This is a genomic window from Corynebacterium silvaticum (genome assembly GCF_002162115.2).
Taxonomy (GTDB): Bacteria; Actinomycetota; Actinomycetes; order Mycobacteriales; family Mycobacteriaceae; genus Corynebacterium; species Corynebacterium silvaticum.
On sequence record NZ_CP021417.2, the window covers coordinates 2,137,440 to 2,158,556 of the forward strand.

21 protein-coding genes, 1 tRNA gene and 1 pseudogene are annotated in these 21,117 nt (G+C 56.3%); 12 read left to right on the plus strand and 11 right to left on the minus strand.

The features are described from left to right. The first annotated feature begins 30 nt into the window (after window positions 1–30). The 3 genes from CBE74_RS22565 to CBE74_RS22575 all read left to right on the plus strand — a co-directional run bounded on the left by CBE74_RS22565 (window position 31) and on the right by CBE74_RS22575 (window position 2,169). Entirely contained in the window at window positions 31–948 is a 918-nt protein-coding gene (locus CBE74_RS22565) for a hypothetical protein (RefSeq protein WP_087454523.1), read from the plus strand. Window positions 949–1,385: 437 nt separating this feature from the next. After that, window positions 1,386–1,754, plus strand: coding sequence for a tyrosine-type recombinase/integrase (locus tag CBE74_RS22570; protein WP_167552603.1), 369 nt, complete (start codon window positions 1,386–1,388; stop codon window positions 1,752–1,754). Between the two features lie 16 nt (window positions 1,755–1,770). Further along, complete coding sequence (locus tag CBE74_RS22575; protein WP_171483268.1) at window positions 1,771–2,169, plus strand: site-specific integrase; 399 nt, start codon at window positions 1,771–1,773, stop codon at window positions 2,167–2,169. A 46-nt stretch (window positions 2,170–2,215) separates the two neighbouring features. On the opposite strand, the gene CBE74_RS22580 is transcribed toward CBE74_RS22575, so the two are convergent. Next, window positions 2,216–2,288: transfer RNA gene (locus CBE74_RS22580), tRNA-Thr, on the minus strand. A 192-nt stretch (window positions 2,289–2,480) separates the two neighbouring features. Here CBE74_RS22580 and thrE point away from each other — a divergent pair. The 5 genes from thrE to otsB all read left to right on the plus strand — a co-directional run bounded on the left by thrE (window position 2,481) and on the right by otsB (window position 7,125). Further along, window positions 2,481–4,025: a threonine/serine exporter ThrE gene (thrE, locus tag CBE74_RS22585; protein WP_087454936.1), complete on the plus strand. Its 1,545-nt coding sequence runs from the start codon at window positions 2,481–2,483 to the stop codon at window positions 4,023–4,025. Between the two features lie 72 nt (window positions 4,026–4,097). Then, the gene (locus CBE74_RS22590) at window positions 4,098–4,430 is read left to right on the plus strand and encodes a hypothetical protein (RefSeq protein ID WP_087454524.1); all 333 of its coding nucleotides are present in this window, start codon (window positions 4,098–4,100) and stop codon (window positions 4,428–4,430) included. A gap of 8 nt (window positions 4,431–4,438) precedes the next feature. Further along, entirely contained in the window at window positions 4,439–5,914 is a 1,476-nt protein-coding gene (locus tag CBE74_RS22595) for an alpha,alpha-trehalose-phosphate synthase (UDP-forming) (RefSeq protein ID WP_087454525.1), read from the plus strand. Next, window positions 5,911–6,390 carry a hypothetical protein gene (locus tag CBE74_RS22600; protein ID WP_087454526.1) on the plus strand — a complete coding sequence of 160 codons (480 nt, stop codon included), beginning with the start codon at window positions 5,911–5,913 and terminating at the stop codon, window positions 6,388–6,390. The genes CBE74_RS22595 and CBE74_RS22600 overlap by 4 nt, the downstream gene beginning before the upstream one ends. A 9-nt stretch (window positions 6,391–6,399) precedes the next feature. Then, window positions 6,400–7,125, plus strand: a complete 726-nt coding sequence (otsB, locus tag CBE74_RS22605; protein ID WP_087454527.1) for a trehalose-phosphatase — start codon at window positions 6,400–6,402, stop codon at window positions 7,123–7,125. Here otsB and CBE74_RS22610 read toward each other — a convergent pair. After that, window positions 7,122–8,213, minus strand: coding sequence for a LacI family DNA-binding transcriptional regulator (locus CBE74_RS22610; protein ID WP_087454528.1), 1,092 nt, complete (start codon window positions 8,211–8,213; stop codon window positions 7,122–7,124). The genes otsB and CBE74_RS22610 overlap by 4 nt on opposite strands. 41 nt (window positions 8,214–8,254) lie before the next feature. Here CBE74_RS22610 and CBE74_RS24780 point away from each other — a divergent pair. Beyond that, a pseudogene (locus CBE74_RS24780) lies at window positions 8,255–9,087 on the plus strand (CE1 family esterase). On the opposite strand, the gene rlmB reads toward CBE74_RS24780, so the two are convergent. Genes rlmB through CBE74_RS22640 form a run of 5 tightly spaced genes read right to left on the minus strand, consistent with a single transcriptional unit; the run spans window position 9,023 to window position 13,242 of the window. Further along, complete coding sequence (rlmB, locus tag CBE74_RS22620) at window positions 9,023–9,964, minus strand: 23S rRNA (guanosine(2251)-2'-O)-methyltransferase RlmB (protein WP_087454529.1); 942 nt, start codon at window positions 9,962–9,964, stop codon at window positions 9,023–9,025. The pseudogene CBE74_RS24780 and the gene rlmB sit on opposite strands and share 65 nt — an antisense overlap. Before the next feature lie 21 nt (window positions 9,965–9,985). Further along, entirely contained in the window at window positions 9,986–11,383 is a 1,398-nt protein-coding gene (gene cysS, locus CBE74_RS22625) for a cysteine--tRNA ligase (protein ID WP_087454530.1), read from the minus strand. Between the two features lie 60 nt (window positions 11,384–11,443). Then, window positions 11,444–11,923 carry a 2-C-methyl-D-erythritol 2,4-cyclodiphosphate synthase gene (gene ispF, locus CBE74_RS22630; protein ID WP_087454531.1) on the minus strand — a complete coding sequence of 160 codons (480 nt, stop codon included), beginning with the start codon at window positions 11,921–11,923 and terminating at the stop codon, window positions 11,444–11,446. Beyond that, window positions 11,916–12,653, minus strand: coding sequence for a 2-C-methyl-D-erythritol 4-phosphate cytidylyltransferase (gene ispD / locus CBE74_RS22635; RefSeq protein ID WP_087454532.1), 738 nt, complete (start codon window positions 12,651–12,653; stop codon window positions 11,916–11,918). Before ispD ends, ispF begins: the two co-directional genes overlap by 8 nt. 7 nt (window positions 12,654–12,660) lie before the next feature. Then, window positions 12,661–13,242 carry a CarD family transcriptional regulator gene (locus tag CBE74_RS22640; protein WP_087454533.1) on the minus strand — a complete coding sequence of 194 codons (582 nt, stop codon included), beginning with the start codon at window positions 13,240–13,242 and terminating at the stop codon, window positions 12,661–12,663. 330 nt (window positions 13,243–13,572) lie between these two features. Between CBE74_RS22640 and CBE74_RS22645 the strand changes: the two genes are divergently transcribed. Beyond that, window positions 13,573–14,145, plus strand: a complete 573-nt coding sequence (locus CBE74_RS22645) for a hypothetical protein (RefSeq protein WP_087454534.1) — start codon at window positions 13,573–13,575, stop codon at window positions 14,143–14,145. A gap of 62 nt (window positions 14,146–14,207) precedes the next feature. On the opposite strand, the gene CBE74_RS22650 is transcribed toward CBE74_RS22645, so the two are convergent. Continuing rightward, window positions 14,208–15,599, minus strand: coding sequence for an Ig-like domain-containing protein (locus CBE74_RS22650; protein ID WP_225870142.1), 1,392 nt, complete (start codon window positions 15,597–15,599; stop codon window positions 14,208–14,210). Window positions 15,600–16,060: 461 nt separating this feature from the next. Here CBE74_RS22650 and radA point away from each other — a divergent pair, with 461 nt between their 5' ends. Further along, on the plus strand, window positions 16,061–17,440 hold the full coding sequence (gene radA / locus CBE74_RS22655) for a DNA repair protein RadA (RefSeq protein ID WP_087454535.1): 1,380 nt from the start codon (window positions 16,061–16,063) through the stop codon (window positions 17,438–17,440). A 9-nt stretch (window positions 17,441–17,449) separates the two neighbouring features. On the opposite strand, the gene CBE74_RS22660 is transcribed toward radA, so the two are convergent. Continuing rightward, entirely contained in the window at window positions 17,450–18,160 is a 711-nt protein-coding gene (locus CBE74_RS22660; RefSeq protein WP_087454536.1) for a hypothetical protein, read from the minus strand. 67 nt (window positions 18,161–18,227) lie between these two features. After that, a complete protein-coding gene (locus tag CBE74_RS22665; protein WP_087454537.1) occupies window positions 18,228–18,857 on the minus strand; it encodes a carbonic anhydrase in 630 nt (209 codons plus the stop codon). Window positions 18,858–18,935: 78 nt separating this feature from the next. Here CBE74_RS22665 and CBE74_RS22670 point away from each other — a divergent pair, with 78 nt between their 5' ends. Beyond that, window positions 18,936–19,823 (plus strand): HhH-GPD family protein, encoded by an 888-nt coding sequence (locus CBE74_RS22670; protein WP_087454538.1) that lies wholly within the window; start codon window positions 18,936–18,938, stop codon window positions 19,821–19,823. 3 nt (window positions 19,824–19,826) lie between these two features. Here CBE74_RS22670 and CBE74_RS22675 read toward each other — a convergent pair whose 3' ends face one another. After that, the gene (locus CBE74_RS22675; protein WP_087454539.1) at window positions 19,827–21,083 is read right to left on the minus strand and encodes a threonine/serine exporter family protein; all 1,257 of its coding nucleotides are present in this window, start codon (window positions 21,081–21,083) and stop codon (window positions 19,827–19,829) included. Window positions 21,084–21,117 lie beyond the last annotated feature (34 nt).

Below are 21,117 nucleotides of genomic sequence, written 5' to 3' on the forward strand. Positions count from 1 at the left end.
CGATTACACCCTACAGGGAATGCAGTACAGGTGACGAAAGAATCAGACCACTACGAACATCTGCTCGACTATGTCCCAGTAAGTGGCGAGGGGCTCATATTCGTCACTCTACATATAGACACCGTTGGTGTACGGACAAAGCTGGAAGCGATCATTGTTGAGCTTGACGGGGCACCAATTGGAGAACTAACAAAAGGCTCCTCAGAGAAATTCATTACAGCCGTCAAACATCTAGAAGGGCTGGGGCTTACCTGTGGGTGTATGGCGAAGATCAAAGGATCATCGGTAGCTGCAGAAGTCACTCTATACGCGAAAAAAGCCCATGAGCTGACAGAAGAAGAACTAAACCCTACGGGCTTTTCTTCCTACCCAAGTTCAGTCCCCTTTGAAGCCAACCCGTTAGAGTACGACGCCCCAGCTAGATACGCTGGAGAACCGCTCCCAGCGTCATCTAAAAAACCGGAAACAAAAACGGAGACGGACAGCCCCCGTACCCCCACAGCCACTCCTCCTACGGCTTGGGCTGCGCCGGCACCCCTAGTTGAGACTGCCCCCGCAGTTCCATCGATCCTTGACCCTATCCCTTGGGGGGAGCTTTTAGTCCAAGACGGAACCCGTCGGGCAACGCCATTCCAACGTGGTTACGTTCGAGGAATCGCCAACAAGTACATCACTGATGGCAAAGCTCCACGCATTGATTACATCACAGTTGGCCAGTGTGAAATGGTGCTAAGATATTTGGGCGAATCAATCACACCACTTACCACCCAAGGACGTAACTCCATGACGCTGTGGTGGGTGCTAGTAATGGCGATAACACTTTTAGTCCTCCTATTTTCATTTATCCCCACAGTAGGACCTCTAGTGTTTCTCGCTTCATTAGGTTTCTTGGTGTTCTACTTCTGGACCCGGAGTAAACTGCAACCGCCTTTTAACAAGAAAAGATAAATAAATACCCTCCACCTGCAGTCGCCAAACGAAAGGTGGAGGGGGCCGCCAATTCAGCAAATTAACCGACCTGAGGAGAAGTCTACCCAATGGCATCCATCAAAAAAATACAACACAGCCAAAGGCACCGCCTGGCGTGTCCAATACCGTAGCCCTGATGGGCGATCACGCACCAAACAAGGGTTCCGCACAAAGGCGGAAGCGCAGCACTGGGCCGACAAAACGCCACCACAATCGCAGAAGGGGCGTGGATCGACCCGAATGCTGGAAAGACTCTCATCCGCGACCTGACAGAAACGTGGTGGGAGGGTCGGCAGCACCTCAAAGCGTCGACGCTTAAAGCCGACGGCTACAGAAAGGTTCAAGTTCTAGAGTATTGGGGCGCCCGGCCGGTCGGGAGCATAAAAAAATCAGCAGTGCAGGCGTGGGTATCAGGAATGGGGAAATCTGGGTCCACGGTCCGGCACGCCCATAGCGTTCTTTTGCAAATTCTTGAGGTTGCGGTGACCGATGGACTTATAGTGTCGAATCCTGCCCGTGGGGTGCGCCTTCCCCGCAGGAACGCGCCGGTGAAGGTTTTTCTTACCCCTGCACAGCTGGCTGCTCTGGCAAAAGCCACCGGTGATGAGACGGGTGATCATGCCATCATTGTGTGGGTATTGGGCACTGTGGGGCTGCGTTGGGGTGAGCTGGCGGGGCTGAAGGTAGAGGATATTGATTTTGAGCGGGCGCGGATTATGGTCAGGCGGTCGGTGACGTATGTGGGGGGGGGCAGAGCCTGTGGAGTCTGCACCGAAGACACATGAGCGGCGTGAGGTATCAATGTCTCTTCCTGTGTGTCGGATGCTCAGGCGGCAGTGTGAGGGGAAGGCTCAGGGGGCGTGGGTTTTTGAGCGCGACAATGGACTCCCGCTGAGGTCTGTGAATTCGTCTGATGGGTTGTTTCAGGCTGCTGTGGAGGCTGCTAAGGCTGATGATTCAAAGTTTCCTACAGTTACCCCGCATGGGCTTCGGCATGTGGCTGCGGGTCTTCTGGTGTCGGATGGTGCGAATGTGAAGGTGGTTCAGAAGCAGTTGACGCATGCGTCGGCGGCTATGACTTTGGATACGTACGCTGCTCTTTTTGATGATGATTTGGATTCTGTGGGTAGTGCGCTTGGTGAGATTTTGTCGGGTGTCGTGGGATTGTCGTGGAATGAGGGGAAGTTGCACGTGGTTTAGGTATGAAAAATGCCCCTGACCTTTATCTTTAGTCAGGGGCTTGTTGAGCTGGAGATGGGACTTGAACCCACAACCTACGGTTTACAAGACCGTTGCGCTACCAATTGCGCCACTCCAGCACACGCTCAAGACAGCTCACTGAGTTTAGTGAGCACCCTTTCGCACGATAATGAATCGTACAACACGAGTGGGCTTTCAGCCAAGCAGGACCGTGAGCATGAGCTATACCCCTCCCCCACGTAAAAGCTAATGTTTGAGTAACTTCCTAAACTGTAGGATGCAAAGACAACCCAAGGATCAGGGGGCTCGTGGTGAGTTTGCTGGATAAGCTTCGGAGCTGGAATAGCAGTTCCGGCCGTCTGGCCACGATCGATACGGTCAAAGCTGCGCCGCCTCCCTCACCCCTTGCGCCAATTGATCTCACCGATCCCGCTCAGGTTGCTGCGGTTATGGATCTCGCTGCTCGGATCGGCGACATTCTGCTCTCTGCTGGCACGTCCAATCGCGATACGCGTGCGCAGGTTCACGCGGTGACCGCTGCTTATGGTTTGCTCTTCTGTCATGTTGACATCACGCTGAACACAATCACGGTGTTTACTACGATCGGCATCACAAAGAAGACTCCGGTCAGTGTGTTTCGTGTCGTTCGCTCTCTCACTACGGATTTTTCCAAGTTGACTGAGGTGGACCGCTTGATTCGTTCGATTCAGGCAGGTGCTACGCCACCGGATGTGGCGGAGAAAATCCTCAACGAGCTATCGCAGACGCGTGCTAAGTACCGTTTCCGTACCGCGGTTTTCGGTTGGGGCTTTCTGGGTGCCGCTGTGTCGATGCTGCTTGGTGGCACTTTTTTGGTCGCAGCGATCTCTTTCGTCGTGTCGCTAGTCATCATGGGCGGAAGCGTGTGGCTTGATCGCAACTCCCTGCCATTATTCTTCCAATATATATTTGGCGGTTTTATGGCGACGGTTCCCGCTGCTGTCGCTTATTCGGTGGCCAGCCATTATGGGATGCACGTATCGCCAAGCCATATTGTCGCGGCGGGGATTGTCGTCATGATGTCCAATCTTGCAATGGTCCAGTCGTTGCAGGATGGCATTACAGGCGCTCCGGTCACTGCTAGTGCTCGCTTCTTTGAGACCCTGCTGCTCACTGGTGCGATTGTGGCAGGCGTGGGCGCCGGGATTCAGGCCGCGCAGTTGATGGGCATTACGCTTCCGCCGTTAGAGGCAGCAGTCTCGTTGGCGGCTAAGTCTTCCGCTTCTAAAGTGATCGCCGGGGCCGTGGCGTCGGCAGCTTTTGCAGTGGGATGTTTTGCCGAGCTCTCTGCCGTTGCGGTGTCGGGTCTTACTGCGGCAGCGGGTTCTTTTGTCTTCTATTACGTGCTTATCCCGTTGGGTATCGGCCCCGTGGTGTCCATTGCTATTGCCGCAACTTTTATTGGTCTTGCCGGTGGTTTACTTGCCCGCAGGTTCTTGATTCCGCCGCTTATTACGGCCATTGCGGGCATCACGCCTATGCTCCCGGGCCTTTCCATTTACCGAGGAATGTACGCGGCCCTCAACGAGCAGGTGTTGTTGGGATTCACCAACGTCGCCCTTGCGCTTTCTATTTGTTGTGGTTTGGCAGCCGGAGTGGTGTTGGGAGAATGGGTTGCACGCCGAGTACGCCGGCCGCAGCGCTTCAATCCTTACAAAGCTTTTCGACGCACGCGCCGTTATTCCTTCCGCCAAGCTCAGGCCGCTGCGGAGAAACGTGCGGAGCAGGAAGAGCAGGAAAAACTGGCGCTGCGTAGGCGCATGTCTAAGGGACATACGCCTAAGTACACGGCGACCAAGCGACGCCGCGGTTTATAGAGTAGAATGTTGGTTTTGCATTGCTTTTCATGAGCCGCGCTTCCGTCGTCTTCACTATTTTGAGGAGGATCCTTGCCACCCAAGGTCACTGACACCCGTACTAATTCGGCCGAGTCTCTTCACGCCGTCGAAGCGGAGACAGCCGCTGCCGCACGCCGCATCGTAGCTGGTTATGCCAAAGATTTCTTTGATGGCGTGACCTTGATGTGCATGCTGGGTGTAGAGCCAGAGGGCTTGTCGTATCGCAAGGTTGCTGCCGAGCACGAGGAAGCTAACGCTTCAAAGAAGACTCGCGCTAAGAAGACCACCAAAAAAGCTGCCAAGAAGACCACTAAGAAGGCCGCGAAAAAGGCTACTAAGAAAACCACCAAGAAAACGACAAAGAAAACCACTAAGAAAGCCTGAGGCTAACTGTGAGTGATGAGTTCGGCGACAACGACTTTGTCGTAGTAGCTAATCGCCTGCCTGTTGATTTAACCGTTAATTCTGATGGTACCTCCCAATGGGTAGCTAGCCCCGGCGGACTTGTCACAGCACTCAGCCCCATTTTGTCCCAGCACAGCGGTTGCTGGGTGGGGTGGCCCGGCACCACGGACGGGCACGCGCCTGAGCCTTTTAAGACTGAAGACGGCATTCTTCTTCACCCCGTAGCCCTCACTGATTATGACTTTGAGGGATTTTATGAGGGATTTTCCAATGCCACCTTGTGGCCGCTTTATCACGACCTCATTGTCCATCCCATCTACAACCGGGACTGGTGGTCGGCGTATCGGGAAGTAAACCTCAAGTTTGCTAACGCGGTGGCAGAGGTGGCCGCACAAGATGCCATAGTGTGGGTGCAGGATTATCAGTTGCAGCTGGTCCCTGGCATTTTGCGGCAGACGCGCCCCGATTTAACTATTGGGTTCTTCCTTCATATCCCGTTCCCCAGCCCGGATCTCTTCCGCCAACTCCCATGGCGGGAGGAAGTGGTACGCGGACTTCTGGGAGCAGACCTCATCGGCTTCCATTTGCCAGCCAGCGCAAACAACTTCCTGGAATTGGCGCGGCAGGTAACCGGCACTACTGGCTCTCACACCGGCCAGCCAGATACTTTAGTGGTTCAGGGAACCGCTGCTGTGCGCTCTGTGGAGGCCTCCCTGCAGGCAAGCGATGGCAGAGAAGTTGGCGTGGCAGCCTATCCCATTTCTATCGATGTCACTCAGTTGACGGATATGGAGACAGACGCCGAGGCCACCCGCGCCGAGTTTGGGAATCCTAAAACCATTATCCTGGGCGTCGATAGGCTTGATTACACCAAGGGGATTCTCCAGCGGCTGCTGGCCTTTGAAGAGCTGCTAGAAAGCGGCGCTTTGGATGCCGACGATACTGTCCTGGTTCAGGTCGCCACCCCCTCCCGCGAGCGCATCGAACACTATAAGCAAACTCGCTCCGAGGTTGAGGAAGCCGTGGGCCGTATCAATGGCCGTTTTGGTTCCATTGGGCATTCGGCAGTCCATTATCACCACCGTTCTTTAGCCAAGACCGAACTTGCCTCGCTCTATGCTGCGGCCGACATCATGCTGGTCACCCCCTTTAAAGATGGGATGAATCTGGTGGCCAAGGAGTACGTGGCGTGCCATGGGGATGGAACGGGCGCCTTGGTACTCAGCGAGTTCGCGGGTGCAGCCTATGAGCTTGAGCAGGCCTTCCTGTGCAACCCCTTTGATACGGAGTCAATTAAGAAGCAGGTCGTTGCAGCAGTTACCTCGTTAAAGTTCACACCAGATGCCGCCAAGGAGCGGATGATGGCGTTGCACCGACAGGTTGTGAAGCATGACGTGAACCTCTGGGCCGCGTCGTTCCTGGAGGATCTCCACCGGCTTCATGAAAACGGAGTGGAAGAGTGAAAGCCAAGGCCACCGCAGTATTATGCCTGCTCGCCATCTCTTTGGCCGGGTGTGGGCAGCAAAAACAGCAGGTCGCAGGCTCGCAGTGGCAAGTGACCGACGTCTACACCACACCGGAGTTTCCCCATGAGGTCCCCGATGCTATAGCAGGGGCCGCGGTGATGAGCTTCGGTGGTTCTTCCATGACCGGCTTCACCGGTTGCGCCCCATTCCAAGGCAAGATTTCCTTTAGCGCACAGGAAAAGCAAAACGTTGCCCCGCAGGATGCGGATCGGCTTACTGTGAAAGCCGTAAAGTTCCAGCCTATCGACGACGCAACCTGCGAAGGGCGCACGCGTTATATCCATGGTTCTCTCGTCGACATCATCGTTGGTGCATCCTTTGACGTACGGCACGACGGCCCCGGAGTGATAACGCTTCTGCGCAGCGGAGAATCAGTCGACTCGCCAGCGATAAGGCTTGTAGTAAAGCAGTAAGGTAGAAAAATGACCCCCGAGTTGTCGCACCTCGCTCGCGCACCACGTCTGCTTATCGTCTCTGATTTCGACGGCACTCTCGCTGGTTTTAGCACTAACGCACAAGTCGTCCCCATCGAGCACCGATCGTTGGACGCGCTGCGTCGTCTAGCTGCGCTCCCCCACACGGACGTGGCGGTTCTCTCTGGCCGCGGCCTTGCGGAGCTTCGTCAAGTCAGCGGTCTCACAGACCCCATCGCGCTCATCGGATCGCATGGAACCGAATCCTCTACCGGCGCCCCACCACTCACCGAAGAACAACGCACTGCTCTGACGGCTGTCACCGCCGCCTACGAGGCCATCGCGCAGCGCGTTGAGGGGGCTTTTGTGGAATACAAGCCATTCCATCGCGTACTGCACGTTATCCGAGTAGCTGATCACGATATCGCGCGTAATGCCCTCGATGAGGCCCTTGCCATCAACATACCTGGGGTAACGCCCAAAGAGGGCAAGTGGATCGCTGAAGCCGGCGTGATCGATACCAACAAGGGGACATGGCTCGCCCACCAGCGCACGCGTGCCGACGTCACCATCTTCCTCGGCGACGACACCACGGATGAAGACGCTTTCCGAGTCCTAGGACCTGCAGACCTCGGGGTGAAAGTCGGCCCCGGGGAAACCGCCGCTACGCATCGTGTGGCAGACCTCAAAGGCGTGGCAGATCTGCTCACGCAGCTTGCAGACCTCCGCGCCTAATCTCTAGGAGCCACCACAGTCTTTCCTGGGTGCAAGGTAGTCGTGAGAATCTCACGTTCTGTCCCGGTCGTATCTTGTTCAATGAGCCGGTACAGCATCCGCCCTGCGCACTCGCCTTTGATCTTGTTAGGTTGCAGGACTGTCGTTAACTCACTGTTCAGTGCCGGTGCGATGCCGTCAAAACCGGTCACCGACATGTCCTCAGGAACAACCAGCCCTACTCGCTTGGCATATTCGATAACGCCAAAAGCCATCGTATCCGTGGTGCACAGCACCGCAGTGAGATCGGGGTGCTCCGTAAGCAGCTCGCGCGCCGCGTCGATGTTGTTGGCGGGGTCATTGATGTGCCGTTCCACAATCGGAACTGCACCTTGCGGAATCCCCGCAGCGTCGAACACTTCTAGCGCCCCCTGAACCCGCGCTCTTTGCACGTGATGACGCGCCGAGCTGAGCCTTTCCGCCGTCACCGGCCCATTGTTAGGAACCGAATCCAGGCGAATGCACAGTATCCCGATGCGGCGGTGGCCGGCGTCGATAAGCGCCTGCGCGGCCGGGGCAATCGCAGCATGATCATCTATCCCGACAAAGGACATGCGAGTGTCGTCGGCGGGTTGGTCGCACACCACCGTGGGGAGGCCGCGGGTATGCACTGCCTCCAGGAACGGGTCGCCTTGCGCCACCGAATACACCACAAACCCGTCTACCACAGCGGAGTTCACCAACTGCCGCGTGGCAACCGGGTCCAAAGAGTGCGGCCCCACCGGCACCAACGTCATCGAGGTCTGCGACCCAGCCGATGCCTCGGCCATCCCCGCCAGAAAATCCACGGAAGCTAAGTCCTCAAAGGCATAGCTCAAGTGATCAGTGAACAGCACCCCCACAGAACCCACGCGTCGGGTGCGCAACGACCTTGCCGTTGGGTCCGGCCCCGGATAGCCCAGGCGCTCTGCCGTAGCCAGAATTTGTTCACGCAATTGAGTGGATAGCTGCTCCGGATGATTGTAGGCATTGGACACCGTGGTCCGGGAAACACCTAACTCCTGTGCCAAGGACGCCAAACTCGTTCGCTGCTTCTGACGGGAAACCATAGGCACCAACCTACCGCATGCGGTAAATATACTGGGCCACTATGAGGCACAAACTCGGCGAAAGAACTTATATTCGGATCGATCCCGCTGTTCCCAACGGCTCGCTTCTCATGTACCTGCATGGATCTAGACAAACAGCAAGCGTGTCCCGAAACTTCACCGATCGAACTTTCGACCGCTTCGCAGAGCACGGCACCACGGTCATCTACCCGGAAGGCATCTCGCACCACTGGAACGACGCACGTCGCAACTTCACAGAACAGACTCGGCTGCTAGGCACCGATGACGTCGCCTTCCCCACCGCCCTCGCAGCCCCGTATTCCCAGTTCTTTGGCGTGGGATTCTCCAACGGCGCCCATATGTTGATTCGGTTGCTTCACGATTCACCCGGCACCCTCGCCGGCGCAGCCCTCATCGCGGCAAATCAGCCCGCCCCTCCAACTTCCTCAGCACCTCGGAGCACTGGCGCCCGACCAAGGTTCTCACCATGCACGGCACTGAAGACCCCATTTCCCCCTATCACGGGGGCCTTATCGACGCCGCCCGCGGGGAAGTCCTCTCTTTCCACGACACCGCCGCCTACTATGCCCAGCTCAATGTCCTAGACCATTCAACAGAAAGCACGGCCCAGGGCTTTAGGGTGGCATCGTGGCCTGGCGAGCACCCCGTCGAAGCATGGTCGCTCACGGGCATCGGTCACGTGGTCCCCACTCGGCACCCCGTGACCTCCGCATTCTTGGGTCCCACGTCAACCGATTTTGTGGCGGCTACGGCAATCGCGAGGTTCTTCGAGTTGCCGTACTCAGAAGCTACTGAGTTCTGCGCTGGCGAGCGAACTCGCTCAGCACTACGCCCGCAGCCACCGACGCGTTGAGGGATTCCACCCATCGTGCCATCGGAATAGACATGATGGAGTCACATGTCTCCCGCACCAGGCGGGAAATACCTTTGCCTTCGGAACCAACAACGATAACAACGGGGCCCTTACCGTCGTACGTGTCCAACGTTGCATCGCCGCCAGCATCGAGGCCAACGATCTGGTAACCGTTTTGTTGGAACTCTTTGAGCGCACGCGTGATATTTGTTGCCTTGGCCACTGGGAGTCGCGCCGCGGTGCCAGCCGAGGTGCGCCAAGCCACAGCGGTCACCGAAGCAGAACGACGCTCCGGGATCACCACGCCGTGTCCGCCAAAGGCAGCCACCGAACGAATAACAGCGCCCAAGTTGCGTGGGTCGGTGATGTTGTCCAGCACCACGATCATGCCGGGTTCACCGGAGTCCTTGGCCTGAGTAATCAGGTCATAGACCTCAACGTACTTGTATGGCGGGATCTGTAGGCCAATGCCTTGGTGCATGCCATTGCCCGTCATACGATCAAGCTCATGCCGCGCGACCTCAATCAGGGGGATGCCACGGCCATGAGCCATCTGTACGGCTTCGCTGAGTCGGGCATCATTTTTTGTGCCTTCCGCGATGTAGAGACTCGTGGCAGGCACCTTGGCGTGCAGGCATTCCACTACTGGGTTACGGCCAACAACGAGCTCAGCTGTCTCTTCTTTCTTGTGGCGCCCCTGATCACGACGCTGCTTTTCCAGCTTGCGCTTATGCGCCGCATGGTACACGCGGTCTTCGGCCTTTGGCGTAGGGCCTTTGCCTTTTAATCCGCGCCGCCGAACGGCACCGGATCCTTTGGTAGCGCCCTTTTTGTTGGTCTTGCGGACGCCGGGGCGATTGGTCTCTTTTCCTGACATTGACTGTCTTTCTTGGTCTATTTATTGATTGTCGTTGAGCGCCCAGGTGGGGCCATCGGCGGTGTCTGTGACTGTGATGCCGGCAGCAGCGAGGCGGTCGCGGACCTGATCTGCTGTTGCCCAGTCTTTGGCTTCTCGTGCTGTGGTGCGTCGTTCCAGCTCTGCGCGTACGAGGACGTCGAGGGCGGCCATCGCGTCCTCAGAAGTATCGGACTCTGTACTCCAATGCTCTGATTGTGGGTCGACTCCCAGCACCGCAGTCATGGCTCGTATCGAGGAAGCAAGACGCTGCGCCTCTGCGATATCGCCCGAAGACAACGCGGTATTACCAGCGCGAACTAGGCCATGAATCTCTGCAAGCGCCTTGGGAACGGCAAGGTCATCGTCCAAAGCCGCTGCAAATTCTGGTGTCCAGGTTCCGCTACCCACCGGGCCGACTTTTGCCAGGAATGCCTCAATACGACGATAGCCAGCGGCTGCCTCTAAGAGAGCATTATCGGAATATTCGAGCATGGAACGATAGTGGGCTGAGCCAAGGTAATAACGAAGCTCTACCGGGCGTACTTTCTCCAAAATATTGGGAACAGAAAGAACGTTGCCCAGTGATTTTGACATCTTTTCCCCGCTCATGGTCACCCAGTGATTGTGCATCCAATACTGAGCAAACCCATCACCTGCGGCATGCGATTGCGCAATTTCGTTCTCGTGATGCGGGAATTGTAAGTCAAGGCCGCCGCAGTGAATATCGAATTCACCGCCGAGATACCACGTGGCCATCGCGGAGCACTCAAGATGCCAGCCGGGGCGACCGTCTCCCCAAGGAGTGGGCCAGGATGGTTCGCCTGGTTTGGCGGCCTTCCACAGCGCAAAATCGTGCGCGCCACGCTTGCCGTGATTTTCTGTCTCGCCTTGTTCCATCTCTTCGACTTTATTGCCAGAGAGGCTTCCGTAGTCTGAGCCCTGCGCCGCAGTCCAGGCAGAAACATCAAAGTAGACGGAGCCTTCGGCTTCATAGGCATAACCGTTATCTATGAGGCGCTGCATATAGTCGATCATTTGAGTGACGTGACCGGTGGCACGAGGCTCAACGGAGGGCGGGAGAACCCCGAGCTGATCGTATGCCCACGTGAACTCTCGTTCATAGGTGGATACCCATTCCCACCAGGGGCGGCCATGCTCTTCTGCTTTGCGAAGAATCTTGTCATCAATATCCGTGACGTTACGAACAAACGCAACATCGAGGCCTTTAGCAAGCAGCCATCGGCGCAGGATATCAAAAGCGACTCCCGAGCGAACATGCCCAATATGCGGCTGTGCTTGAGGAGTTGCCCCACACAGGTAGATCGATGCGTGTCCTTCACGCAAAGGCGTGAAATCTCGAAGCGAGCGTGTTCCTGTGTCAAAGATGCGTAGAGTCACAAAAACTAGTCTATCGGACGTGGAAGCATTTGCTTCATTTGCTTAATCCACGCCCAGCGGTTACTTCCATACCACCGCCGTGGCCACGGCGGCCCGCCCCTCGCTGCGCCCCGTAAAACCGAGATGATCAGTCGTGGTGGCCGATACGGAAACGGGTGCACCAAGGATCTCGCTCATCACACGTTCGGCTTCTTCACGGCGTGGTCCCATCTTAGGGCTTTGCCCCACCAGTTGCACGGCACCGTTTCCGATGGTGAATCCATGCTCTTCCAGCAAAGCTCGGCATCCTTGCAGTAAGCGGGCACCGGAAACCCCGTCGTATTCTTTTCTTCCCACTCCCACAAAGGAACCTAGATCGCCGAGGTTTGCTGCGGACAGGAGGGCGTCGACAAGCGAATGCGCGACCACGTCTCCATCGGAGTGTCCCTCGCAGCCATCTTGGCCGGGAAAGAGCAGGCAGGCGATCCAGCAGGGCTTGCCTGCCTCGATTTGGTGGGCGTCGGTGGCAATCCCCACGCGTGGGATGATCGGGTTAGTCACTGGGCACCTCAAAGATCGTAGGTTCGGCTTCGTCGGTCACTGCCTTGGCCAGCGCATAATCCAATGGTGTGGTTACTTTGAAGGCCATAGGGTCCCCCTGCACGCACTGAACGTTCGCGCCGAACCATTCCATAAGGCTGGCATCATCAGTAGCGATAAATTCAGGTTGTTGCTCGAAATAAGCAAGATTCGCGGCACGCAATTGAGCCAGGTCGAAGCCCTGCGGGGTCTGAACCGCGCGTAACGACGAGCGCACGGGGGTACGCAGCACCGTCGTGTCGTCGACTTCTTTGATTGTGTCTGCCACGGGCAGGACCGGAATAACGGCCTCCGTCCCTTCCAAAACCGCACGGGCGACTCGCGCAATCATCCCCGGCGGGGTCAAAGCACGGGCAGAATCGTGGATCAGTACTACCGCGTCTTCATCAGGTAAAGACTGCAAACCACACCAGACCGAATCAGCCCTTTCTACCCCGCCGTGTACTAGCCGCACGGGAATTTCTGGGGAGGAAAGCAGCCCTGCCTGGTCTAAAATGCGCTCAGCGTAGTCCTGCATCTCTGGGCTAATGATCACGATCACCTCATCAACGATGCCGGAGGTGATCATGGCCTGGACAGATCTAACCAAGAGCGCTGTGCCCCGAAGCGGCACATAGGCTTTAGGTAACTCAGCCCCCAGGCGCTTACCTTTGCCCGCTGCCGCAACGATGGCTACGACGCGCCTAGACATCGTAGTTCTAGTCCTCGTCATCAAAGCTGAGGTCATCCAGATCGATGTCTGACTCCTCAACTTTGTTGACCTCAGGGAGGTCAATGCCGGCAGCGCGATGACGCTCAACGGTCGCGTCTACCTGTGCAAGCAGCTCATCTGCCTTCTTTTCATCGATGTTCTCTGCCAGTGCCAGCTCACCGACGAGCACCTGACGTGCCTTGGCGAGCATGCGCTTTTCGCCAGCGGACAGGCCTCGGCCCTGATCGCGACGCCACAGGTCACGAACTACCTCAGCGACCTTGTTCACGTCACCGGAAGCAAGACGCTCCTGGTTTGCTTTGAAACGACGAGACCAGTTACCGGCTTCCTCCACGTCGATTTCCCTCAAGAACCCAAAGACCTTTTGCAGGCCTTCATCATCGACGACGTCACGCACGCCCACCAGCTCCGCGTTCTTGGAGGGAACGCGAACCACGAGATCCGATTGGTTGATTTGGAGGACCAAGAATTCCAAGGTCTCACCGTTCATTTCACGCTGTTCGATCGCCTCGATGACTGCGGCACCATGATGCGGATAGACGACGGTATCGCCGACCTTGAATTCCATCTAAACTCCTTGAGCGTTCGGGTTTAACCGCCGTATTCTACCACGACTCCAACCAGCACTTTTAGCCGAGTGCACTATTCCCACACTATTCACATCTGAACCGGACGATAAAAGATTTTTGTTCCAGAAAAATGCATGGCGAGATATGCAAAATACTCGACTGATCCCCACCGCAAGGCAAAAAGTTCCCATGGTTCTAAAGTTTCCCCCTGTTTGGCTTCACTGCTACACAAATAACTGTGTGAACAGCAGCACTAGATACTAGAGTGAAGAACGAAAAATGTGACGAAACTCTGCTCACACTCGTCACGCCCCTACAGTCTCACCCCTATGGAGGACCAACAAGTGAAGTCCATGAAGTCTGTCGCCCGTCGTGGCGCTTTGATCTCCGTCGCTGCAGTGTCCACAATTGCTCTGGCAGCCTGCAGCGCAGGACAGATCACTCAGACCTCTTCACAGGTCGCAGCTGTGGACGGAACCCAGGCCGACACCGAGAACGGCACCATCGCAATCCGCGACGTCACCGTTCACCTCACCGACAAGGGCGAAGCAGGCGTAAAATTCACTGCTATCAACCAGCACAACAGCAACGCGCGCCACACGCTGAAGTCCATCACCGTTCGCGGAGAAAAAGCAGTGATCACCGGGGAGACCACAATCAACTCGGACTGTTCCCTCGTTGGCGATGTCCCTTCTGAGCTGGCCAAGCTCACCAAGCCAAAGAACATCTGCATCGAGCATGTTTCCACCACGATTGCTAACACCGGCCTAGCTGTTGGCGGTAACAAGGAGGTTGTCTTCTCCTTCGATTCCGGCACCATCACCACCACCGCAACAATCTCCACTCCGGTTGTTGAATCCGGCACCCAGGATCGCGAGGTCGGCGGCCACGCCGCCCATTAATCATTAGCCATAAGCTTCAAAGGCTCCTCCATAAATACTTACAGAGGAGCCTTTAGTCGTTTTTATTTAACTTTGCGCAGTACCGCGATACCGCCAGCGATAGCCAAGAAACCAATCGCATTGAATGCTAAAGCCGTAGGAAGCATTCCTCCCATAAATTCACCTTGAGCCTCGTGCATACTGTGCATTTCACCGGGGAAAACCCACGGGCCTTTGGCCATCGGCTGGGGCTCAGCCATAGCGGTATGCTGTGGTTCTTTATCCACAACTTTGACCTCTTTAGTCGGCTTCCCGCTCTTATCTCTGCCCGCGTTCACCTGCACGCTCACGTCGCTATGCCGCGGCTGTCCCCCTGTTTCCTCTTGAGGCGCAGGAACCGCATGCGGCTCTTGGGCAGGGGCTTCTCGACGCTCCTGCGTCTCCGGGTGCTGCCCGCGCTCGCTGTCGTGCCTCCGCACCCTAGGAATAGTCGGAACAAGCACACGCTCCGCACGCGTTTCCTCTGCGACTCCTTCCCCCAGAAGATCCAGCAAGGAGGCTAAGCCCGACACGTCAACATCGGATTTTGTGGGCTTCTTTTCTGCTTTCAGCTCAGCAGGTACCTGCGGCTCTTTCTTCTGCGGGGCCATAGGCAATGGCTTGCCCTCGTTAGCCACAAAGCGGGGAGGATTCTCGAAATCTTCAAATCCCCACGGCTCACTGACAACCATCGGCGGAGCATCTAGATCCAGCACGTCCAACGGAGCATCCACAAAATCTTGCGGCGCTTCTGACTGTTCCTCATGAGGACCAGTCACGTCTTTAAAAGGCTCGTCTGAAAAGCTGTCGGCCATGGGTGGGCCGTCACTAGGCTTCTCAGCGCTCGGAAACCAATTCTCTTCCATGTCTGAGAAATAAGACTTTTGAAGCGATAAATCAGACATCTCTTGAGACTTAGGATCCACGTGTATCACTGCCCGACCAAAACGATCCAAATCAAAGGTGACCGGACCGGGGCCTGTCTGAAGCACTGTGGCATTCACAGTGACGCTCCCCGAGGAAGTCTGGCCTGCTATTTCTTTATTAAAAGTGACGCTTAACTGGTTGTTTACATCAATAACACCGTGCGCGATCACCCTCTTTAACGCGCGATCAGGAATCTCAAAAGTAAGCGGTCCCCCAATATCCAGTTGCTTGGGCAGTTGGTACCGAATCGTGTCCCCCGCACCAATTCCCACCGCATCTTTCCACGCGATAGCGACGCTAACGCGCTGCCCCTCCTCTATGTGAAATTCCCGGCCAGCGTGCCCACCCACCGGAGAAACTTTCACATCCACGATCGAAGCGCTTAAGTCCCGAGGCGCCCCCGCAACAGGTCGTCCCAATGTCTGAGAAGGTCCGATTGTAGCCGAAGAGACACTTACAATCTCAGAGGCACCATGTGCCATAGCTGGGGCAGAAAATGCGACCGCCATGCAAGTAAACGAGCTGGCAAAGCCCACCCTTGCAACATCTCGCACTTTTCTTGCACCCATGTATACCTACCTAAATTCAGCTTCGCGGAGCACCCACGCCGAGCCGAATGAAATCTAAGCTTTTCCCTAAGCCTATTTTTAATTTACTCCTGTCATAGTAGTTGAATTTCCCAAACAGCAACAACTTTTCCCACATTTTTCCGCAAACCAATAACCCCCTTACTCAGGACACATAACCCCCAAGGACCAGCCGGTAGTGCAACCTTTCATCAATTAAGACTTTAGGTAATTATAATTTTTACTTCAGGAAAATAGGCACCTTTATTTTTTTAATATCTGCACCGGTGCAACTACCAGTAATTATGCATTTTTACCCATTATTTCAAGACATTTTCATGTAGTCCGCAGCATTCGAACATCCGGGGGGCACCGATGTCATGGGCGTGTCCTATGGTGTTCTCATGGCAAAGAAAGCGCGCAGCATTCACACGTGCAAAGAATGCGGATATTCCTCCCCCAAATGGTTGGGACGCTGCCCCGAATGCGGGTCTTGGGGAACCATGGAGGAACAGCGCGTGAGCGCTCCGACAAGTGCCCCAAGCGTCTCATCGAGGCCCCTAGGTCTCACACCAACGTCACCCGCTGTGTCGATCACTAGCATTAATGCACATACATCGGTTACACGCTCAACAGGCATCAGCGAACTTGATCGGGTTCTGGGCACAGGCATCGTTCCAGGCTCAGTAGTACTGCTTGCAGGCGAGCCGGGTGTGGGTAAATCAACTCTCCTCTTAGAAGTGGCAAGTAAGTGGGCACAACAGCCCGACGGCGATTCCACCCGAATCGCACTCTATGTCACGGCGGAAGAATCTGCTGGACAGGTGCGCATGCGAGCCGAACGCACCGGAGCGCTGCAGGACACCCTATACCTTGCCGCAGAGTCACACCTGGATATTGTCTTTGGCCATGTAGAGCAGTTAAAACCAAGTCTGCTTATCGTGGATTCCGTACAAACTATGCAAGCCGCAGGCGTAGAAGGCGTCGCAGGAGGTGTGGCGCAGTCACGCGCGGTGACTGCCGCGTTAACAAGTCTCGCAAAGACCACCGGCATCCCTATCCTCCTGGTGGGACACGTAACCAAAGACGGAAATGTAGCGGGTCCCCGCGTCTTGGAGCATCTTGTGGACGTAGTCCTTAACTTTGAAGGCGACAGACACTCCAGCCTCCGAATGCTGCGTGGCATCAAAAACCGTTTTGGGGCTACTGATGAAGTCGGCTGTTTTGAGCAACAGTCCGACGGCATCCATGCGGTCCCCGATCCCTCTGGGCTCTTTCTTTCACATCACGGCGCCACGCCCGACGGCACAGCCGTCACAGTGGCTATGGATGGAGTGCGCCCCATTGTTGCTGAGGTGCAGTCACTCGTAGTGCCCACTGAAGCTAAAAACCCGCGCCGCGCAGTCACCGGCCTTGATCCTACGAGAGTCCCCATGGTTCTTGCAGTCCTTGCCGCCAGAGCTGGCAAAAGAACACATAGCAGTGAGGTCTATGTGGCCACCGTAGGTGGCATGAAAGTGGGAGAACCTGCTACGGATCTTGCTATCGCGCTTGCCACCGCTAGCGCGCTGATGCGTACCCCCTTGCCGCCTAAAACAATTGTCTTAGGGGAAGTAGGGCTTGCCGGGGAAATCAGGCGGGTGCCCAACATTGATCGCCGGCTTGCAGAGGCACAACGACTCGGATACACCGCCGCCATCATCCCGGATGGCACCACCACGGCAAAGGGGATAGCCGTTAAAAAAGTACGCGACATCCAAGAAGCCCTGGATGCCGCGTTTTAAAGATCGACGCTATTGAAGGTTAAAGGTGTAGGCCGGCGAGGGGTTGCCACCGATAACAGTGTGGAGATAGTAGCTTCCGGCAGGCACTGGTTGGCGACCCGAACATTGCTTTGGTGCGCTGCCGGTCCTAGACCAGATGGCCTCAAAGTAGCGTTCTTCGCCAGCTTTGAACACGGTCTTTCCTTTAGCGACAGCCTGGTTGCAGTCTATGTCCGACCAGATTCGCTGGTTTGTTGCAAGGTTATAAACCTCAAACCGCAGCGGATTCTCGTCAGCGTTAATCTCGCAGTCCGCTTTGGTGGGGTTCTTTACCGTCATAAAGAACTTTGGCTGTGCTTTGGCGTCGTAATTCGCCTGGTCACTCGCGGCAGAAACAACAAGGTCTTCCACCGCACACGTCGTCTTCGCATCAGCGGCAACGCTGGAAGTCGGCTCGGAAGATGATTTTTGTGAGTCAGACGCCTTCTCAGACTCGGTGCTCTTTTCTGTGCTACGCCCAGAAGTTTCAGAAGCCCGTGCAGAGCTCGTTGTCGTCTCCGCGGCCGATGCCCCGGAGTCTGCCACGTTAGTGCTCTCGGCGTCTCCCCCACCAATGGTTGAAAGAACCCACACAATGAGGAGAACCACAACCACGAGCGCCACCACGGCGGCTGCTCGGCGCCGCTGGTAGTAGACCTCGGGCAGCCGCCGGTTCTCATGTTGTTCGCTTCGTCGATCCACGTACTCAGACTAAGTGTTTTCCATGGTCGTCTGGGGGAACATCGTGGCGTGTCTTCACGAGTCTTTCTTAAAACCCGATCGTGTGGAGGGTTTCCACCTTGCCGTCGGATAACCGATACCGGGCGGAAACCAAGGCCGTGCGGTGTTCTTCCACCGCTTTGCAAATAGCCGGAGAAGTCTGCAAAATCCGTGTGACCGTGGCTGTGGCGTGGTGGCGCTCAAAGTCCGCATGATCACTGCTACCTGCGTTTTTAGACTCTAGAATGCTGGGTGCGATCTGCTCGACCAGCGTGCGCTGGAAGCCAGCCGGTGCACCGTCGCCCTCGATAACTTTTGCAGTAGCAGCCACCGCACCGCACGATTCATGGCCTAAGACCACGACTACTTCCACCCCCAGGCCGGCGACGGCAAATTCAAGCGAGGCTAATACGCCGGTATCTATCACTTCTCCTGCTGTGCGGATAACGAAGATGTCACCAAAGCCGGCGTCGAAAAGCATTTCCGCTGGAACACGCGAGTCACAGCACGTAAAAACGCACGTCCGCGGGGCCTGGCCTTTTTTTAATTCATCACGACGCGCCACGTCCTGGTTGGGACGCTGGGGATTTCCCGAGGCAAATCGCGCATTGCCCTCAAGAAGCAGTGCCCACGCTTGTTCAGGATCACGAGGGGAATGAGAGTTATATCCGTACGACATGCCATATATTCTTGCACCCCTAGCCTCATAAATGTGACATTGCACTCAGGTAGGGGGTTACACTGGGTACCCACGAATATGAATGCATCAGAGAAAAACAACATCATCACGGCCCTTTTACGCTGGTATCGTGCTAACGCCCGTGCAATCATTTGGCGTACCCCCGAAACCTCCCCGTGGGGGATCCTTCTCAGCGAAGTCATGAGTCAGCAGACTCCCGTGGCACGCGTTGAGCCGATATGGACGCAGTGGATGGAAAGATGGCCTACCCCTCGGGACTTTGCGCAAGCACCCAAAGATGAGTTTCTTCGGGCATGGGGCAGCCTCGGGTATCCGCGCCGCGCGCTGCGGCTGCACCAATGCGCCCAGCAGATAGTCGCGCTCCACGGCGGAGAAGTCCCAGCAGACGTAGAGAAACTCCTCGCGCTGCCGGGTATTGGCGACTACACCGCCCGCGCGGTAGCAGCGTTTTCCTTTGGCCAGCGAGTAGCGGTGGTAGACACCAATGTCAGGCGCGTTTACCACCGGCTTTACCTTGGACGTTACCTCGCGGGAAACCCTTCCAAAAAGGAGATCGCGGAGGTACAGGACCTGTTGCCGGAACACGATGCGCCTGAGTTTTCTGTGGCGCTTATGGAACTCGGTGCGCTCGTCTGCACCACCACGCCTGCATGCGAAGCATGCCCCGTGCGCTCCCACTGTGCGTGGATCGCTGCCGGCGAGCCCCGCCCCAGCGAGGAAGAACTGGTAGCTAAAAAGAAGCGCGTACAAAAGTTTGTGGGTACGGATCGGCAGGTTCGTGGCCTTATCATGGCGCTCTTGCGCTCCGCTGACGCCCCGGTCCCCCTCAGCAGTATCGACATCCTATGGCCGGACGCGTCGCAACGCTCCCGCGCACTTTTTTCGTTGCTTGACGACGGCCTCGCTGAGCAGAACGCAGACGGGCTCTTCCACCTCCCCAGGTAAGCGCTAGTCGTGCCCCAGCTTGTCGAACTCAATGAGCTTGCCGTATGTCCATGACTTATCCGTAAGAAGCCGCGCCAACACCAGCCCCGCCGAGATCGAGAACACCACCATCATGGCGGTGGCAGCGTTCACCAGAGCCTGATCCATATCTCCCCTGTTGAGGTAATACACAGCCCTGAACATCGCGGTACCTGGCATCAAGATCACAGCAGCCGGCACGGTGGTTGTGATGCGGGGCAAGTTCACGCTTTTCGACGCCACCGCCCCGAACAGCCCGATAATCAGTCCCCCAATAAACACCGCGAAATAGCCGGTAGAGCCATGAGCCTCCAGGAGCAGCCTTATCACGTTTGCTGTCGTTCCCACCGTGGCCGCCACCAGAGCCATGCGTCGTGAGCTATTAAAGAGAAAAGCAAAGCCACCAATGCCCACGAAGCTAGCCAGACCTGCTATCACATACCAGCCGCCACCTGGTTCAACGAGCACTGGTTCCGGGTTAAGCCCGGTGGCCCAGCTGATCATGGCCACTGAAAAAGTCGCGGTTAAGATGACCGTCACCGCATAGACCAGCCGGGAAACACCCGCGTCAAAGTCAAAGTGACCAAGGTCAATCATCGCAGAGAACAGCGGGAATCCCGGGACCAAAAAGAGCACCGCGGCCACATAGCCGGCAGTAAAATTCTGGGTTTCTCCCACATCTAAGCGGATGAGGATGTGCGCAAGAGCAAAAAATGTCAGGCATGCGACTGTCCCTGCCGCGACAACGCACCCAAGCTGATGCATGTGCTTGTGATGAAGATGCGTCCGAACCGCCTGTCCTAGACCTGCAGACACCGCCACGAGAGCGATCTCCACGATGGCAAAGTGATTCAAGACCGCAAAACTGGCGCACGCTAGCGCAGCGGCCGCAGAGACCACCAACAGACTCCAGCGCTTGCGCACGTGATAAACAATTTTGTCCAGCGCTGCATTGAGGTCTTCTGCAGTAATCTCATGGTGCAAGCTATGCGACAAAGTCTCTAATGCCTCAATCCGCGAGGCGTCCACAGCCGGGCTCTGCGAGCGCGCGACGATCGTCCGGATGCTATCGCCCCGGTGAAAAGTCGACGTAATCTGCGTGACCCCCACCACCGCATCAATCCGATCAAATCCCAAGGCCCGAGCGGCCCGCTTCATCGCTCGGATTACCCGATAGCCACTCGTGCCCGCCCCCATCAGCAACATGCCTAAGCGGATGACAGCATCCGCCTCCACTCCCATTCGGTACTGATCGCGATTATCCACATAACGATAG

Coding starts and splice junctions, on each gene's coding strand:
- CBE74_RS22570 (WP_167552603.1), top strand. CDS start 1,386: ATGGGGAAATCTGGGTCCACGGTCCGGCACGCCCATAGCGTTCTTTTG.
- CBE74_RS22575 (WP_171483268.1), top strand. CDS start 1,771: ATGTCTCTTCCTGTGTGTCGGATGCTCAGGCGGCAGTGTGAGGGGAAG.
- otsB (WP_087454527.1), top strand. CDS start 6,400: ATGACCCCCGAGTTGTCGCACCTCGCTCGCGCACCACGTCTGCTTATC.
- CBE74_RS22610 (WP_087454528.1), bottom strand. CDS start 8,213: ATGGTTTCCCGTCAGAAGCAGCGAACGAGTTTGGCGTCCTTGGCACAG.
- rlmB (WP_087454529.1), bottom strand. CDS start 9,964: ATGTCAGGAAAAGAGACCAATCGCCCCGGCGTCCGCAAGACCAACAAA.
- ispD (WP_087454532.1), bottom strand. CDS start 12,653: ATGTCTAGGCGCGTCGTAGCCATCGTTGCGGCAGCGGGCAAAGGTAAG.
- CBE74_RS22640 (WP_087454533.1), bottom strand. CDS start 13,242: ATGGAATTCAAGGTCGGCGATACCGTCGTCTATCCGCATCATGGTGCC.
- CBE74_RS22645 (WP_087454534.1), top strand. CDS start 13,573: ATGGAGGACCAACAAGTGAAGTCCATGAAGTCTGTCGCCCGTCGTGGC.
- CBE74_RS22650 (WP_225870142.1), bottom strand. CDS start 15,599: ATGGCGGTCGCATTTTCTGCCCCAGCTATGGCACATGGTGCCTCTGAG.
- radA (WP_087454535.1), top strand. CDS start 16,061: ATGGCAAAGAAAGCGCGCAGCATTCACACGTGCAAAGAATGCGGATAT.
- CBE74_RS22665 (WP_087454537.1), bottom strand. CDS start 18,857: ATGTCGTACGGATATAACTCTCATTCCCCTCGTGATCCTGAACAAGCG.
- CBE74_RS22670 (WP_087454538.1), top strand. CDS start 18,936: ATGAATGCATCAGAGAAAAACAACATCATCACGGCCCTTTTACGCTGG.
- CBE74_RS22675 (WP_087454539.1), bottom strand. CDS start 21,083: ATGGGAGTGGAGGCGGATGCTGTCATCCGCTTAGGCATGTTGCTGATG.